A 14,967-nucleotide genomic window follows, 5' to 3' on the forward strand; every position below is an offset into this window, starting at 1 on the left:
CACCGACCCCGCCACCCGCATCAGTCCGCACCTGCAGCAAACCGAAACGCCACCACCGGCACCATCCCCACCAGACGAACCCCTGAGTGACCCCTGGAACACCACCTGGAACACCGACGGGACCAACCCCCAACCGTTTTAGGGTCCTGAGCAAGTTCAAATATCCTGTCGATATGACGACACCGCCCAACCATGACGAGAGTTCCGAGAACGTGACCGACTTCGCTGACTTCAAGGCGCGGTTTGACGCCTTCACGGCCGGCTCGGGTTCGCCCGACGACTCAGCCCTTGCGTTCGTGGATGCACCGCTCAAGCCGCTCCCACTGCTGACACCACCTGACACTCCGGTTCTGTTCCGCCTCCGCGTCGACCTCGCCGATTCACACCCGCCGATCTGGCGGCGACTCACGTTGCCGTCGAACCTGACCCTCGACGTTCTGCACGACGTGCTGCAGACCGCGTTCGGCTGGACCAACAGCCACTTGCACCGATTCGCGCTCGCCACAGACCGCCACAGTCACGAGACGCAGGGGATCCTCACCCCTTACGACGTTGAGGAGGGCGACGAGGGCGTGCTGGAAAGCGAGCTGCGTCTCGATCAGCTCTTGGCGAAGAAGAATGACTGGCTCCGCTATACCTATGATTTCGGTGACGACTGGGACCACACCATCAAACTTGAAGACGTCCTGCCGCAGCAGGCGGTGACGGATGCCGCCGTGCGCTGTGTCGACGGTCGCCGCCGGGGGCCGGTCGAAGACGTGGGCGGGATTTACGGCTGGGAACACCTTCTTGCCGTGGCTGCGGGAACGACGCCACCTGACTATCCGGAGCAACGGGAGATCGCCTTCGAGATGGGCTTGCACCGGTTCGTCGACGAGATCGATCTCGCCGAAATCAACCGGGGTCTGGAACGGCTGGCGGGGTCGGACGCCGCACTCGGCTGGCTGCGCCGCCACACTTCCTCGGGCGGCACGCCTTCCAAGCTGGACATCCTCTTCGCGGGAGTGAGTCCGGACGCGCAGCGTCACCTCGCTGGCTACCTCGCGTCCGCAGACGTGGTGGAGCCGACGCCGATCGATGAGGCCGAGGCCGCGACGGCCACCGCGGTGATCCGGACATTCCTGGGGAACGTGGGCGGCGGAATCCGTTTGACCAGTGCCGGGTATCTCCCTCCCGCGCGCGTCCGGGCGCTGATGGAAGAGCTCGATACAGAGAAGATCTGGCGGGGCGAGGCGAACCGGGAGTTGCAAACCTACCCGCTGCTGTTTCTGCGGGAGACGGCTGCGCAGCTCGGCTTGGTGCGCAAATTCCGGGGCGACCTGCTGCTGACCAAGCGGGGTGCGCAGCTGCGCGATGCTCCGGTGGAGCTGTGGCAATACCTCGCGGCCCGCCTTCCGCTCGAGCGCAGTGATGACGGCCGGGACAGCGCATTGCTCCTCCTGATGCTCGTGGCCGCCGGTGAAGCCCGCTCTTGGGATCGCCTCCGCGAGTCGCTCGATCTGCTCACCTCAATGGTGGGCTGGACTTTTGGCGGGCGAGGGCGCTACGGCAACGACTCCGCGCTAAGCGACGCGTCAGACACCCGACGGGTGCTCGGCTGGGCTGGAACGGGCAGCCTGCTTCCGCCGAGCGGGTCGGTCTCGCACGGACTCGAAACGGATGCCGCACGGCAGCTTGCGCGTGCCGCGCTCACCCGCTGGACGTGAGCCCGAGATTCTCGCGAATGGACCTGCTCAACACCGTCTGGAACGACCCAGCCCGGCCAGGAGGAGCGTTGCAAGGCTGAGGGCGACACTCATGCCTAACCGGATTCCCATGCGTTCACCGCACTCCACCGCACGCATCGCCCTTTCGTTCAGGGTGAATGACGGCCCCACGCATCGGTGTGCGGCTCACGTCAGCACCGAGGACATCGACCAGATGGACGGTAGGACTCACACAATCCGCGCACGGCACGGACCAGTTCCTTCGATAAAATGGAAGTCACCTGCACGAGGAAGTGGTGGCGCAATCATTTGGAACCGGTCCCGGCGTCGTGCTGACGCTCACGCGAACGTCAGAGAACCCGACGTGAACGCTGAGCTGCCCGACCTCGAACGCACCGTCGATGAGGGCCTGCTGATCGCGGTGTCGGCCGTGCGCATGGCGGTGAAGAACGACATCATCGTTGGCGCGCTCCGCGAGCACGACGACTACGACGCCGCGCGGTACGCCGCCGATGCCCGCAGTGAGCTGCGCCACCTGGCCCGGCAAAACGAGGAGTACGCCCGGCGGGTCAGCCGGATGAGCAAGGACCTCGCGTCAATGAAATGGCGGCTGAGCCTGACCGACGACCAACGACACGACCTCAAGCAGTTCGCCCTGCGCTTGCGGGTGCACGAGCGGCTGGCTCTGGCCCTCGACGCCGTGGCCGATGATGACGACCAGGTGGGACGCATCGTTGCGAGTGCTCAACGGTCGGCGAGTGAAGAGGTCAGCTCGGCCGTCTCATCGAAGCTCATCGAACTGGCCGTCGATCAACGTGAACCCGACTACGCCGAGCATCGTAACGAGCGCCTGGAAGCGTTTGTGCTGATCAACCTGGCCATTTTGAAGGCCAAGCACGAGGCTGAAACCGGGGAAGAATTCAACGAATACTGAACAGCTGGCCGAGCACTTCGTCGAATGCCGGTGAGCTCAGTGTGACGAACAGCCCAACGTTGACGACGACCGTGAGCCAGAACGCGCGGCGAAAACGCGTCTTCTGCGTCTTGTGCCGAACAATTTGCTGTGCCACGATTGCGCCCGGCCAACCGCCGACCAATCCCCAGAGCAGAAGCGTTCGCTCCGATACCCGCCGGCGTGCGGTGCGGGCCCGGCGTTTGTCCACGAGGTAGAGCACGAAGCAGACCAGGCTCGCCGCCAGATACAGACCGGCCACCCACAGCGGCAGCGACCAGTACCAGCCGACGCCCAGGCAGACCACCGCGAAGCCGGCAATCGCGAGATAGCTGCCGCGGTCCCGGCGAGAGCAGGCGTCAACCATGACCTCATTTTACCAACCCGGTTTCCGGAACTATCGAGTTTTCGAATTGACGGCTACCGATATTCCGGATTCGGTTCAAATCCGAAGCGTTCGCCGCTGTCCCAGTCCTGGCGCAGGTTGCCGTACGCCGGGATGCCGCCGTTCTGCTTCAGGATCGAGGCGAGGTGCATGAGGTTCCAGCTCATGAACGTTGTGTTGCGGTTGGTGAAGTCGTTCTGCGGACCGCCAGACCCCTCGTCGAGGTAACTCGGGCCTGGACCGATTTCGCCGATCCAGCCGGAATCGGCGGCGGGCGGAATCGAATAGCCAATGTGCTGCAGGCTGTAGAGCAGGTTCGACGTGCAGTGTTTCACGCCGTCTTCGTTGCCGGTGATGATGGCGCCGCCGACCTTGCCATAGAAGATGTACTGGCCCTTCTCGTTGAATTCGCCCGAGTGGGCGTAGAGTCGTTCCACGATGCGTTTGGTCACCGAGCCGTTGTCGCCGAGCCAGATCGGCCCGGCCAGCACGAGAATGTCGGCGGCCTGCACCGCCTCGAACAGGGACGGCCAGGCATCCGTTGGCCAGCCGTGTTCGGTCATGTCCGGGTAAACTCCGGTGGCAATGTCATGGTCGATGGCGCGAATCAGGTTGACCTGCACGCCCTGCTCCCGCATGATTCGAGCGCTGAGATCGACGATGCCCTGGGTGTTGCTCACCTCGGGACTGCGTTTCAGGGTGCAATTGATGAAGATGGCGCGCAGGTCGGAGTAGTCAAAGGCTGCCGTGTCGGCGCGGCTGGTTTCATTCACCCAATGAGTAAATCACCCGGCCGAGGCCGATAACAGGGGTTGACTTTACCGTCGATGGCGCGCAACAGCCGGCGCTGCGACCTGAAAGCCGAAGCGCCCGGCTGATATCAGCGGATGCTGCCCGCTACTGGGTCAGTAGCCCGCGTCGTCCCGCCGCGCGTCGCAGGACCAGGCCGAGACCGGCCAGGTCCAGCAGCAGGATCAGGACCAAGAGGGGCAACGCGTTGGTCCCAGCACTGTCCAGAGTCGAGCCGAAGAGCGGTGTCATGTTCAACGCTGCGGGCGAGGAGTTGCCGGTGCTCACCGAGGCTGCATCGGTGCCGCGAAACAAGACCAATGTCGAGGCAGCCGGAATTGTGCTGGTTGTTGAGAACGGTTTGCTGGCTGAGGAATCACCGAATATTCTCCCGGCACTGTCGCTGAGTGTGATCGTTGCGGACACGTCGCTGATGATCTGGCTGCCTAGATGATTCAGCCGGCTCCGGGCATGCCGTGTGCCTCGGCGGCGTTGGCCGCGCAGATGCCGATGAGCGAGAGGCTCCCGACGGAAGATCGGATGCCGCGCCGGTCGTGTGGCCACCGCCGGAGTTGAGGCTGGTCCATGTAACTACGGCAGAGTGACGTGCGCGACAGGAGCGGCGACCGCAGCCACGATGGGCGTTACCGGCGCAGCGCCGGGAAACGCGACGACGTTGCCCGCCACGCTGTCTATCTCGGTGGGAAGCCCGGAAAGCAGCGCTGTCGCGATCGAGGTGAGGCGCGGGTGCGGCATCCGCTGTATCGCCGGAGCCTGGCGACAGAGCGCCGAGCAGCAGGGTGACAGCGGCGCACAGCAAGGCGACGCCGGTGCGAAGCAGGGCCAGTCGCAGGATGTGCCCACGCAATACCGAAATTATTTCGTCCATGAGACACACCCACCCTTATGGGAGATAGAGACTTCGGTAATTACTTTCTTATTTGAGAAGCGCCAACGAATCGGTGTCATCCCCAGAAATCTCAAAACGCGATGACCGCTTAAAAGGCGTTAAAAACTCCAAAAGGGTGTCTCGTGCGTGGCCGGGCATGCCCGCGCGGCGCGGGGAGGTCTCGATAGCTGGTATAGTTTTCAAGTGATCTCGGGGCGTTAAAGTTCGCGGAATCGACATGCGCTCGTAGCTCAACGGATAGAGCATCTGACTACGGATCAGAAGGTTGGGGGTTCGAATCCCTTCGGGCGCACAGATAAACCCCGTCTCATCAGACTTTTAGCTTGGTGGACGGGGTTTTCTCGTTGGGTAAGGTCCCGCTATTGTCCCGCTTTGAATAACGTAGCCAGTGCGTCGCGGGCCCCCGTCACTGACTTCGGGCAACTGATATAACTCTCCTTGGTCAGCGTGTCACTGGCATGCCCGGGCAAATCGGCCGCTGTTTGCGAGCCCTTATCCTCGCTAGTCACTGTGGCGGCAGTTTTGCGCAGCTCGTGCGTGACGAGTCCAGACATTTCGGCGGTCGCGCAAACGAATCGCCAGGCACGCGCAACATTCTTCGGGCTGTACGCCTAGCCGCTCGACGTGGAGAAGATTAGTTCGCCGCTGCGCGGCAACGTGAGGAGTCTGTCCGCAATCCAGTCCGGCACATCGACGGTGCGGCGCGAGCGAGGTGTCTTCGTCTTGCCTTGGTGCCGAGCGTTGGGGCCGCCATCGAAACTCTTGGGCAACTGAATAACTGTTCCGCTGACAGTGATTTGGGTCACCCCGCACCAGAGTCACATCCAGTATCTCTGTGTTGTTTCCCGCTCCTGAGTGTTGAACCGTCCCGGGTTTCATGCCGCCGTTTTGTTGGCGGCTTCGATATTTATCGGGCCGTTTGTTTCAGCGTCGTAGTTGCGTTCATATTCTTCGGGCGGCATGTTCCCGAGTGCGCTGTGCAGGCGCCGATTGTTGTACCAATCCAGCCAGTCGAAGGTGAGCTTTTCGACGTCAGCGAGGGTCTTCAATGGGCCCGCCACGAATGGTGAGGTCTTTGCCACGGCCTCGTTCTTGTAAAGCCCCATGACCGTCTCCGCGGCCGCGTTATCGTAGGCGTCGCCGATGGTTCCGCTCGAGGCGACGAGGCCTTCCAGAGCGACAGTCTCGGTGAATTTAATCGATGTGTATTGAGATCCGGCATCGCTGTGATGTATCAAACCGGGCCGTATGGCGTGGCCGGCATGGTCGCGGCGCCAGAGCGCCATATTCAAACAGACCTCAACGAACGGTGTGTCTTTGACCGTTGACGCATGCCAGCCCACGATCGCACGAGAGTACAGGTCGATTGCGAATGCCACGTAGACGAAGCCGCCCACGTCGGCACGTACGTGAAATCCGTTACCCAGCTGTGGTTCGGCCGGGGTGCACTGAAGTTTCGTTTGAGTAGGTCAGGGGCTTGAGGTGAGTCCTTGCCGGTCGAGGCCGACGCCCGGGGTTTCCGGCCCCGGACGAGGCCGTTCATGCCCTCGAGGCGCATCAAACGGTCGAACGTGTGCTTGGACACGTCAGCGAACCCGGCGCGGCGAAGCCACGCCGTCATCTTCCTCCGACCATAGAGGATCTCGGGTTGCTGACGACCCTGGACGTCTCGCACTTTCAATGCTTTGAGATGGTCGACGAGGACCGCGTCGCTCTGAACTTGCGCGGCGGCGGCGCGGGTCTTCCATGCCCGACATGACCGTGAAGTGACAGCGACGCCCTGCTCGCGCAGGACGCCGCACGTCAACTCGACTCCATGGCCGTTCGCCTTCATCTGGACGATGAAAGCGACTAGGGACGGTTGCGAGGGTCGAGCTCCCTGAGCTCAAGAAAGACGCGGCTGCTTTGAGGATGTCGTTCGTCTCGCGCAGGTCACGGTTCTCGCGCTTGAGGCGTTTGATTTCCTCGAGCTCCTCGGTCGTGGGCCCGGTGCGTTCGCCGGCGTTGGTCTGCGCCTGGGTGACCCACTTCCGGAGCGTCTCGGCGCCGATGTTGAGCTTGGGGGCCAGGTCACGGCACGCGGGCCACATTGACGGGTAATCCTTCAAACGATCAAGAGTCATGCGGACCGCTCGTTCGCGAACCTCTGTTGGGTGTTTCTTGGGCATATCCGAATCCTTTCACCAGAAAGAAAGCGGCAGGAAATCAGGGACGGTTCAGTCAGAGACCAAAAGAGTCACGCAGCCCACACGAATCATGACCAGCCTGCCAGCTGATAACCAGACCAGCTACAACCATTACAGAGACACCGCGAGCCAACAATCCTCCTGTGCATAACCCCCACCATGGCCGCACCCCGTGCCACGATCGCCGCATGCCTTACATGTGCATCCTCGAATGCCACGATGGCTCCTTCTATGTGGGCAGCACCTGGGACATCGACCGCCGCCTCTGGCAGCACAACGCCGGCGAGGGCGCCGCGTACACAAAACGCCGCCGACCCGTCAGGCTCGTCTACCTCGAAGAGTGCTCTCACATAGCAGATGCTTACGCCCGCGAAAAGCAGGTCCAAGGCTGGAGCCGCGCAAAACGCATTGCCCTGATCGAGAGCAGACTCAGCGATCTTCCCATCCTCAGCGTGCGCTCCAGCAAGACCCGGCCCGACGCGTCGCCGTCCGAGCCTGAGTAGCCCCCCGCTGGTCGAGGAGCCGGAACGCACTTCCCCGGCGTCTCGAGGTCGGCTCACCAGGTTTTGACTGCTCGCACGCTCGCGCTCAACCAGCGGCACGCACCTCGCCGGCGCCTCGAGACCTCATGAGCCGCGCGAGGAGGGCGAGCAGCCGCTAGCCGCGGGCCAGGGACACGCCCGACTCGGCGGCGAGCGCCTTGATCAGAGCAGATGCGTTCTCCTCCGACCACCCCGCGTCCACGGCAGCATCCACATAGTGTGCTGCGGCGGTGACACTGGGTACGGCTACCCCGAGTCCCGCCGCAAAGTCCTGAATCAGGCCCACGTCTTTCTGCATCAGCTTCAGTGCAAATGACGGCGCGTAGTCGTCGGCAAGGACCGCCGGGCCGACGCCATCAAAGATCGGCGACCGAAAATCGGTCACCTTCAGCACCTCAAGCACCTTCGGCAGATCCAGCCCCGCCTTCGCGGCGAGCGCGAGCGACTCCCCCAGTGCCAGCAGCTGCGAGGCCACCACCAGGTTGCCCACGAGCTTCATGCGCACTCCCGAGCCGCCGGGGCCCATCAGATGCACCGTCTCACTGATCGGCTCGAACACGTGCGCCGCCTCCGCAAACACGTCCGCGTCACCGCCCGCCACGATCCACAGTCCGCCACTGTTGGCCTCACCGCGGGAACCGAAAACGGGTGCATCGAGAAAGCGGACGCCGCGCGCGTCGTACGCCGTACGCTCAGCCGCACTCACCTCGGGGCTGATGGTCGACAGGTCAATTATGATCGAGCTGGTCTCCACGACGGAAGCCAAACCACCCTCGCCGAGCACCACCGCGCGAACGGCGGCGTCATTGCTCAGACAATACATGACGATGTCGGCCCCCGCCACGGCGGCAGCGGCGCTCGGGGCAGCGGTGGCGCCCGCGGCAACCGCTTCTGCCACCGGAGCCGCCGAACGGTTCCATACCGTCACGGTGTGAGAAGCAGCGAGCAGATTTTTCACCATGCCGAGCCCCATGGTTCCGAGGCCGAGGAATGCGATCGTGGTCATTTTGTGTTCTCTCCTGCTGTGATGAGCGCTGCCGGGGTGTTCGTGGCTTTCCAGGACTGTAAGAAACGAAGGAATGCTGTGGCGCCCGGATCCTGCAGCCCAATGCTGCGCTCCTGCAGCCATGAGGCACGGCCTCGACGGGACTGCAGTTCCTTTGATGCGATTACTCCCGCTTCGGCGGCGTTGATCGCCGCGTCGAGGGCACTCTCGCCCGCCGCAGCGTTCACCAGGGCGTCTGCGGCCGGGAACATGGCATCAAGAATGGTCTTGTCGCCGATCTTCGACTTGCCTCGCTGGCTGATCGATTCCGCCGCGGCCACCGCGAAGGCACCAATCTGGCCATCGGCGAGCGAGGTGGAGGCACCCCACACTTTCGAGCCGGCCAGCAGTGCACCGGCTACCAGAGCAGCCATGGTGGACGGGTTCGCGTTGGCGAACGCCTTGGCGCAGGCCAGCACCACCTCGGCGGGAGTCGAGTCGGCCGGAAGCACGGCCAGGGCCTCTTCCACGGCTGCGGCTCCGAGCGACACGGTGATACCGAGGTCACCATCGCCGAGGGCACGGTCAAGCTCGCCGAGTTCGTCCGAATAACTGGTGAACTCCCCGAGGCAATTGCGAATTGCGGTACTGAGGTCGTTTCCGTTCATGGGTGTCACGCTTCCTTGAAGAATGGGGATTCCGCTGGCGCGTTGAGCAGAGCGAGGCGCTCGTCGTTCAGCGCGAGCAGCGAGATGGAGGCTCCGGACATTTCCAGGCTGGTGGCATATTCACCGATGTAGTTCTTGTCGATGGTGATTCCCTGCTCGGTGAGCAGCTGGTGCACGCGGCGAAAGAGCAGGTACAGCTCCTCGAGCGGTGTCGCTCCCATGCCGTTCACGAGCACGGCCACGCGGGCGCCCGCGGTAATTCCAAGGTCGGCAACGAGGCGTTCCATCAGGGTTTCCGCGATTCGGTCGGCTGTTTCCACGGCTCCACGATGAAAACCGGGTTCCCCGTGGATGCCGATGCCCACCTCCATCTCACCGTCATCGAGGTCGAAGCTCGCCTTGCCCGTGGTGGGCAGAATCGTCGGCGACAGGCCAATGCCCATGGTGGCGGTGTTGTTGATGATGTCTTCCGCCACCGCCGCAACCTGCTCGAGGGAATCTCCCCGCTCGGCAGCAGCGCCGGCGGCCTTGAAGGCGAACATGATCCCGGCCACGCCGCGGCGGTCTGCCGCGCGTTCCTTGGGCTGGCTCGCCACGTCGTCACGGCCCACCGCGGTGAGCGTGGCGATTCCTTCCAGTTCCGCCATGTCGGTTGCGAGGTCGAAGTTGAACACGTCGCCGCCGTAGTTGCCGTAGAGGTAGAGCACTCCAGCCCCGCCGCTCACGGCTTTGGTCGCTTCGAGCACCTGAGCGGACGAGGGTGACGAGAACACGTTTCCAATCGCCACGCCGTCACACAGGCCGCGGCCCACGTAGCCCTTGAAGAGGGGAAGGTGTCCGGAACCGCCACCCGTGACGATGCCTACCTTGCCGGCGACGGGCGCATCCGCTCGCACCAGCACGCGTCGGTCTTCTCCCGGGGTTTTGAGAAGGCGGGGGTGAGCCAGCAGGATGCCCTCGACGAACTCGTCCACGAAGGCGCTCGGCTCATTGATTATCTTTTTCATGTGTATCTTGGTCCTTTTCCAGCTCAGGTTCGTATCAGGGAAGTGTCAGACGTCGGCGTCGCAACACCAGTCGGAGGGATGGTCTTGTGGGGTCGTCTCGTTCGCGTTGACATAACCGAGTCAAGAATCATGACCGCAATGAGGATCACACCCTGGGCGATGGCGTACTCATACGACGAGAGTCGAATGGCGGTGAATCCGCTCGACACCACCTGCAGGGTGAGGGTGGCCAGCACAACGCCGAAAACCGAGGCAAAGCCGCCGGTGGGATTCGTGCCTCCGAGCACCGCGATCACAATCACCAGCAGAACGTACGACGAGCCGTAATCAGCGGATGCGGTGGGGTTGCGCGCCAGAAACAGCACACCAGCCAGGCCCGCGAGCATGCCGCCCACGGTGTAGGTCTTCATGAGCACGGCGCGCGTCGGGATGGCCGAGTAGCGCGCTGCCACGGGGTTGGCGCCCTCCAGCTGAATCATGCGACCCAGCGCCGTGCGGTTCACGAGCACCGCCACCAGAATGGCCGTGATCACGAAAATGATGAACAGCACCGGAACGTTGGCGAGCGCGGCTTGACCGATGGCGCCCAGCACCGTCGGCGCCCCGTAGAGGGTCGACCCGCCGGTCCACACGATCGCGATCCCGTTGTAGATCTGCATGGTGGCCAACGTGGCCAGAATGGGCGTAATCCCCACCACGCTCACCAGGAATCCGTTAAAGGCTCCCCCGAGCATCCCCGCCACGATCCCGGCCAGCACAATCAGAAACCCGAGGCTGTTCGCCAGATCCGGGTTCGTGGCGGCAATGGCCGTATGCAGGGTCGAGATGGTGATGGCTGAGAAGTTGGCAATGGCCACGAGAGACAAGTCAATACCGCCGGTGAGCATCACCAGCATCATCGCGATGGCAATGATGCCAATTTCGGGAGCGGCAACGGCAATGTTCTGCAGGTTGATCGGGCTCAAAAACACCCGCGGGTTCAGAAACGTGAAGAGGGCCATGGCGAGCAGGAGCGCCGCCACCATGCGGCCGGCTCCCCGTTGAGCGCCGCCGGGGCGCACGAGGCGTCTCGTGAAGCGCCCCAGCTGATCATTGAGGTTGCGCAGCGGCGGGGGGTTCGGAGCGGATGCCCTGGCGCGCTTGTCTGTTGTCGGCGTCATGAGGCCATCTCCTGCTCTGTCTTCTGCTCCGTGTCGAGGTCCTGAATCACGCGCATGCGTCGGGCGTCCCGTCTCGCGGCAATGGCCTGGATACCCACACCCACGACGAGCAACACGCCTACGGCGGTGCGCAGCCAGGCGCTCGGCACGCCCACGAGCAGCAGGCTGTTCTTGATCACCTGCACGAGGAGAACCCCGAGCACGGTGCCGGTCACCGAACCGCGACCACCGAAGATGGCTGCACCACCGAGAATCACGGCGGCGATGATGTCGAGTTCTCCACCCACCAGGTCACGGGGATTGGCGCTGCGACTCAGCACAATATGAATGACACCCGCGATCGCGGCGAGTGCACCGACCAGCATGTACACCGAGATCTGTGTGCGCTTCACCTGAAACCCGGCGCGGCGGGCAGCTTCAATGTCGCCGCCGATGGCATAGAGGGAACGCCCGAACATGGTGCGCTTCAACATCCACCCCACGGCCAAGCACAGCACCAGAACGGGAACAACCAGCACGTGCAGGTAGGCCCGCCCAATGTCGGTGGTGATGTCGAACAGGTTGCTTGTGGCGAGGTCGGCCATCGATTTGGGCAGGTCGGCGTAGTAGGTGGCTCCCACGTAGGTGTACATCGCGCCGAAGAAGATCCCCTGGGTGCCGAGGGTCACAATCAGCGTGGGCAGGTTGAACCGGGCAATGACCACGCCGTTGATGAGCCCCAGTGCCGCTCCCACCGCAATGGCGATGAGGAAGATGCCGGGCAAACCCGGGTCGAAGCCGGCGCTCAGACAGAACGTCACCGTGGAGTAGCCGGCAAAGATGGCGATCGCGGCGAAGGACACATCGATGCCGCCGGTAATCACCACGATCAGAACGCCGAGGGCAAAGATCACTGGAACGATGGAGCTTCTCAAGATGGAGAACCCGGTGTTCAGGGTAAAGAATGTGGGGTTGGCGATCGACATCGCCACAATGAGCCCGAGGAGCACCAGGGCGAGGACGCCTTCGTTGTTGGTGCCGCGGAGTTTGCGCACGAGATCCATTAGGCCGACATCCGCTCTTGAATGGTGTCGACAGAGATTTGATCTCCGTCGAGAACGTGGGTGAGTCGACCATTTCGAATCACCAACACGCGGTGGCATGACGCCACGAGTTCCGGGGCGTCATCAGAGATGATGATCACCGACATGCCCGTGGCCGCCTCACCGCGCAGCAACTCCAGAATCTCTTCCTTCGAGCCGATGTCGACACCCACAGTGGGGCCGTTCAGCATGAGCACGGTGGGGGCCGTGGCCAACCACTTGGCGAGAACCACGCGCTGGGCGTTTCCGCCCGACAGCGTTCGAACGGGTGCTTCTGCGTGGGGGGCGTTAATCTTCAGCCCCGTAAAGAAGCGTTTGATGGTGGCCGCGGTTGCGGTGCGGCTCAGCATCCCCCACCGGGTGCGGTGGGAGTTGAGTGAGGCGGCCACGATGTTGTCGGCAATGGACTTGTTCAGGAACAACCCCTGGGACAGGCGGTCTTCGGGTACGTAACCGATTCCGGCCCGAACGGCGTCTTGAATGGTGCGAATGGTCGCCACCTCACCGCCCACCCGAATCTCCCCCGCGTCGGCGGGCGTCACGCCAAAGAGCGCCTCCGCAATCTCGGTGCGGCCCGATCCCAGCAGACCCGTGACGCCGAGGATTTCGCCGCGGCGCAGTTGGAAGGAGATGTCACGAAACGCACCGGCCAGAGACAGGTTGCTGACTTCGAGAGCGAGCGGTGCGGAGGCATCGAGCTCACTTACCACCCGGGATTCATCAACCTGACGCCCGGTCATGTGGTGTGAAATGGATCGCTGATCGAAATCGGATGTCGGACCGCTCACGACGCGTTGACCCGAGCGCATGATGGTGAGCCGTTGGGAGATGGCGAGCACCTCTTCGAGCTTGTGCGAGACAAACATCAACGCGACGCCCCGGGCGCGCAGGCGCTCTACGAGAGCGAAGAGTCGACTGACTTCGGTGTGAGTGAGGGCCGTGGTGGGCTCGTCCATGATGATGGCGCGCGCATCGTTCACGAGTGCGCGGCAGATGGCGGTGAGCTGCTTGTCGGCCACCGACAGGGAGCCCACTTCGCGGTCCAGATCGAGGTCCAGATCGAGTTCCTGAATGATGGCCGCCGCACGGGGCCGCACGGAGCGGGCCGAATACAGGCGCCGCCGGCCGGCCACCTCGGCCGTGAGCACGATGTTCTCGGCCACGGTCAGGTTGGGAAAGAGCGAAAAGTCTTGGTAGATCACCTGGATGCCGCCCTGAATGGCCGCATGCGCATTGATGTGGTCGAACGAGACACCATCAATGATGATTTCACCGGAGTCGGGGCGCTCGGCGCCCGAAATGATCTTGATCAGGGTGGATTTGCCACAGCCGTTCTCGCCGGCGAGACAGTGCACCTCGCCGGGAATCAGATCGATGGACACATCTCTGAGTGCGGGCACGCCCCCGAAACTCTTATTAATTCCTCGTGCCGAAACGAACGGGGTTGTCGTCGAAGCAATCGTCGTGGAATCCACAGCACTACCTTTCTCACCAGAGCGCTGGGGTGTGCACGTGTATCGTGCACACCCCAGCCGGTCGAACTACTTAGAAGTTGTACTTGGCCGCCGTGGCCGCGTCAGCTGCTACCGAAGCAGCACCGACGAAGACGTTGTCGTAGCCGTCCAGCTTCTTGAGCGAGTTGTAGCCCTCAATGCCGAGGTCGGTGCCGTCTTCGATGGTTCCACCGTCGGCGAGGATCAAGGCGATGGCCAGCTGTGCTTCACCGGCGAGAGCAGGATCCCAGAAGAAGATCTTGTCGATGGAGCCGTCGGCCAGGTACTGGTTGGCGACCGAGGGGATGGAGGTTCCCATCACGCACACCTGGTCTTCGAGGCCGGCTTCCTGCACGGCGCGGGCGATGCCGGGAACGTCGTTTCCGGCCGATCCCTGGAAGCCAGCGATGTTCGGGTACTTGGCCAGAACTTCCTTAGCTCGCTCGTAGGCCGTGCCCTGGTCATCCGTGCTTTCGATCGGCGTTTCCACGCGCGTCATGTTCGGGAAGTTCGCCTGCTGGTTGTCGTAGGCGGCACCCACCCACTCCATGTGGGTCTTGGCCGTCAGTCCACCCACGAACTGCACGTACTCACCCGTGTCACCCATGCACTCGGCGAGGTTGTCCATGATCTCGGAACCGTAGGAGGGGTTGTCAAACGCCTCAATGTCGATGTCCACGTTTTCGATGCCCGTTGCCTCGTGCGAGACCACGATGATTCCCTGGTCCCGTGCCTGCTTCAGCACCGAGCTGAGCGCCTCGGGCGAGTTGGGCACCACGGTGATGGCCGTGGGTTGCTGCGCAATGAGGTCCTGAACGATCTGCACCTGCTTCTCGGGGCTCACGTCGTCGGCGCCCTCCTGACGTGCATCGATCCCGGTGCGGTCGGCGAAGGACTTGACGCCCACCTCCATGCGCTGAAACCACGGGATGGTTTGGGCCTTCACGACCGTGACCATCACCATGTCGTCAGCGGCCGGCGTGGAGCTCGATCCGCTTGCAACGCTGCCCACTGAAGAGCAACCGGTGAGAGCGAGAGCGGCTCCGACGAGTAGTGCCGTGCCCCGAAGGGCGTGCTTGTGATTCATTCCGTTAACTCCTTT

General features: G+C 63.0%; 17 protein-coding genes, 1 tRNA gene and 1 pseudogene. 5 read left to right on the top strand and 14 right to left on the bottom strand.

Annotated elements, in window-relative coordinates:
- The first annotated feature begins 173 nt into the window (after positions 1-173).
- Both E3T41_RS01850 and E3T41_RS01855 read left to right on the top strand, forming a co-directional pair.
- Positions 174-1,706 carry a plasmid pRiA4b ORF-3 family protein gene (locus E3T41_RS01850; RefSeq protein ID WP_134477069.1) on the top strand — a complete coding sequence of 511 codons (1,533 nt, stop codon included), beginning with the start codon at positions 174-176 and terminating at the stop codon, positions 1,704-1,706.
- Positions 1,707-2,070: 364 nt separating this feature from the next.
- Positions 2,071-2,640: a hypothetical protein gene (locus tag E3T41_RS01855; RefSeq protein WP_104131628.1), complete on the top strand. Its 570-nt coding sequence runs from the start codon at positions 2,071-2,073 to the stop codon at positions 2,638-2,640.
- On the opposite strand, the gene E3T41_RS01860 is transcribed toward E3T41_RS01855, so the two are convergent.
- Both E3T41_RS01860 and E3T41_RS01865 read right to left on the bottom strand, forming a co-directional pair.
- Positions 2,627-3,025 carry a DUF1294 domain-containing protein gene (locus E3T41_RS01860; RefSeq protein WP_134477072.1) on the bottom strand — a complete coding sequence of 133 codons (399 nt, stop codon included), beginning with the start codon at positions 3,023-3,025 and terminating at the stop codon, positions 2,627-2,629. The two genes, E3T41_RS01855 and E3T41_RS01860, sit on opposite strands and share 14 nt — an antisense overlap.
- Before the next feature lie 53 nt (positions 3,026-3,078).
- Positions 3,079-3,816 carry a flavodoxin family protein gene (locus E3T41_RS01865; RefSeq protein ID WP_092453204.1) on the bottom strand — a complete coding sequence of 246 codons (738 nt, stop codon included), beginning with the start codon at positions 3,814-3,816 and terminating at the stop codon, positions 3,079-3,081.
- Positions 3,817-4,082: 266 nt separating this feature from the next.
- On the opposite strand from E3T41_RS01865, the gene E3T41_RS01870 reads away from it, so the two are divergent.
- Positions 4,083-4,286: a hypothetical protein gene (locus tag E3T41_RS01870; RefSeq protein ID WP_092453201.1), complete on the top strand. Its 204-nt coding sequence runs from the start codon at positions 4,083-4,085 to the stop codon at positions 4,284-4,286.
- A 137-nt stretch (positions 4,287-4,423) separates the two neighbouring features.
- Here the strand turns inward: E3T41_RS01870 and E3T41_RS17760 are convergent, their stop codons facing one another.
- The gene (locus tag E3T41_RS17760; protein ID WP_158251556.1) at positions 4,424-4,588 is read right to left on the bottom strand and encodes a hypothetical protein; all 165 of its coding nucleotides are present in this window, start codon (positions 4,586-4,588) and stop codon (positions 4,424-4,426) included.
- Between the two features lie 373 nt (positions 4,589-4,961).
- On the opposite strand from E3T41_RS17760, the gene E3T41_RS01875 reads away from it, so the two are divergent.
- Positions 4,962-5,034, top strand: a tRNA-Arg gene (locus E3T41_RS01875).
- Between the two features lie 319 nt (positions 5,035-5,353).
- On the opposite strand, the gene E3T41_RS01880 is transcribed toward E3T41_RS01875, so the two are convergent.
- The 4 genes and pseudogenes from E3T41_RS01880 to E3T41_RS18720 form a co-directional block, all read right to left on the bottom strand.
- Positions 5,354-5,548: a hypothetical protein gene (locus tag E3T41_RS01880; protein WP_104131630.1), complete on the bottom strand. Its 195-nt coding sequence runs from the start codon at positions 5,546-5,548 to the stop codon at positions 5,354-5,356.
- 69 nt (positions 5,549-5,617) lie between these two features.
- A pseudogene (locus E3T41_RS18710) lies at positions 5,618-6,145 on the bottom strand (transposase); the annotation flags it as partial.
- Entirely contained in the window at positions 6,031-6,363 is a 333-nt protein-coding gene (locus E3T41_RS18715; protein WP_370256889.1) for a hypothetical protein, read from the bottom strand. The pseudogene E3T41_RS18710 and the gene E3T41_RS18715, both read right to left, overlap by 115 nt.
- Entirely contained in the window at positions 6,329-6,910 is a 582-nt protein-coding gene (locus E3T41_RS18720) for a transposase (protein WP_255455257.1), read from the bottom strand. The genes E3T41_RS18715 and E3T41_RS18720 overlap by 35 nt, the downstream gene beginning before the upstream one ends.
- A 206-nt stretch (positions 6,911-7,116) precedes the next feature.
- Here E3T41_RS18720 and E3T41_RS01890 point away from each other — a divergent pair, with 206 nt between their 5' ends.
- Positions 7,117-7,431, top strand: coding sequence for a GIY-YIG nuclease family protein (locus tag E3T41_RS01890; RefSeq protein ID WP_092448453.1), 315 nt, complete (start codon positions 7,117-7,119; stop codon positions 7,429-7,431).
- A gap of 154 nt (positions 7,432-7,585) precedes the next feature.
- Here E3T41_RS01890 and E3T41_RS01895 read toward each other — a convergent pair whose 3' ends face one another.
- The 7 genes from E3T41_RS01895 to E3T41_RS01925 form a co-directional block, all read right to left on the bottom strand.
- Positions 7,586-8,476 carry an NAD(P)-dependent oxidoreductase gene (locus E3T41_RS01895; RefSeq protein ID WP_134477075.1) on the bottom strand — a complete coding sequence of 297 codons (891 nt, stop codon included), beginning with the start codon at positions 8,474-8,476 and terminating at the stop codon, positions 7,586-7,588.
- Positions 8,473-9,123 carry a DAK2 domain-containing protein gene (locus E3T41_RS01900; RefSeq protein ID WP_092448451.1) on the bottom strand — a complete coding sequence of 217 codons (651 nt, stop codon included), beginning with the start codon at positions 9,121-9,123 and terminating at the stop codon, positions 8,473-8,475. Before E3T41_RS01900 ends, E3T41_RS01895 begins: the two co-directional genes overlap by 4 nt.
- 5 nt (positions 9,124-9,128) lie before the next feature.
- Positions 9,129-10,130 carry a dihydroxyacetone kinase subunit DhaK gene (locus E3T41_RS01905; protein WP_170851528.1) on the bottom strand — a complete coding sequence of 334 codons (1,002 nt, stop codon included), beginning with the start codon at positions 10,128-10,130 and terminating at the stop codon, positions 9,129-9,131.
- A gap of 23 nt (positions 10,131-10,153) precedes the next feature.
- The gene (locus E3T41_RS01910) at positions 10,154-11,290 is read right to left on the bottom strand and encodes an ABC transporter permease (RefSeq protein WP_241985394.1); all 1,137 of its coding nucleotides are present in this window, start codon (positions 11,288-11,290) and stop codon (positions 10,154-10,156) included.
- Positions 11,287-12,324, bottom strand: coding sequence for an ABC transporter permease (locus E3T41_RS01915; RefSeq protein ID WP_370256892.1), 1,038 nt, complete (start codon positions 12,322-12,324; stop codon positions 11,287-11,289). The genes E3T41_RS01910 and E3T41_RS01915 overlap by 4 nt, the downstream gene beginning before the upstream one ends.
- 8 nt (positions 12,325-12,332) lie before the next feature.
- Positions 12,333-13,772 (bottom strand): sugar ABC transporter ATP-binding protein, encoded by a 1,440-nt coding sequence (locus tag E3T41_RS01920; RefSeq protein ID WP_241990995.1) that lies wholly within the window; start codon positions 13,770-13,772, stop codon positions 12,333-12,335.
- Between the two features lie 145 nt (positions 13,773-13,917).
- Positions 13,918-14,952, bottom strand: a complete 1,035-nt coding sequence (locus E3T41_RS01925; protein WP_092448448.1) for an autoinducer 2 ABC transporter substrate-binding protein — start codon at positions 14,950-14,952, stop codon at positions 13,918-13,920.
- Between the last annotated feature and the right edge of the window lie 15 nt (positions 14,953-14,967).

Origin of the sequence: Cryobacterium sp. Hh38, from assembly GCF_004403235.1 — a bacterium.
Taxonomy (GTDB): Bacteria; Actinomycetota; Actinomycetes; order Actinomycetales; family Microbacteriaceae; genus Cryobacterium; species Cryobacterium levicorallinum.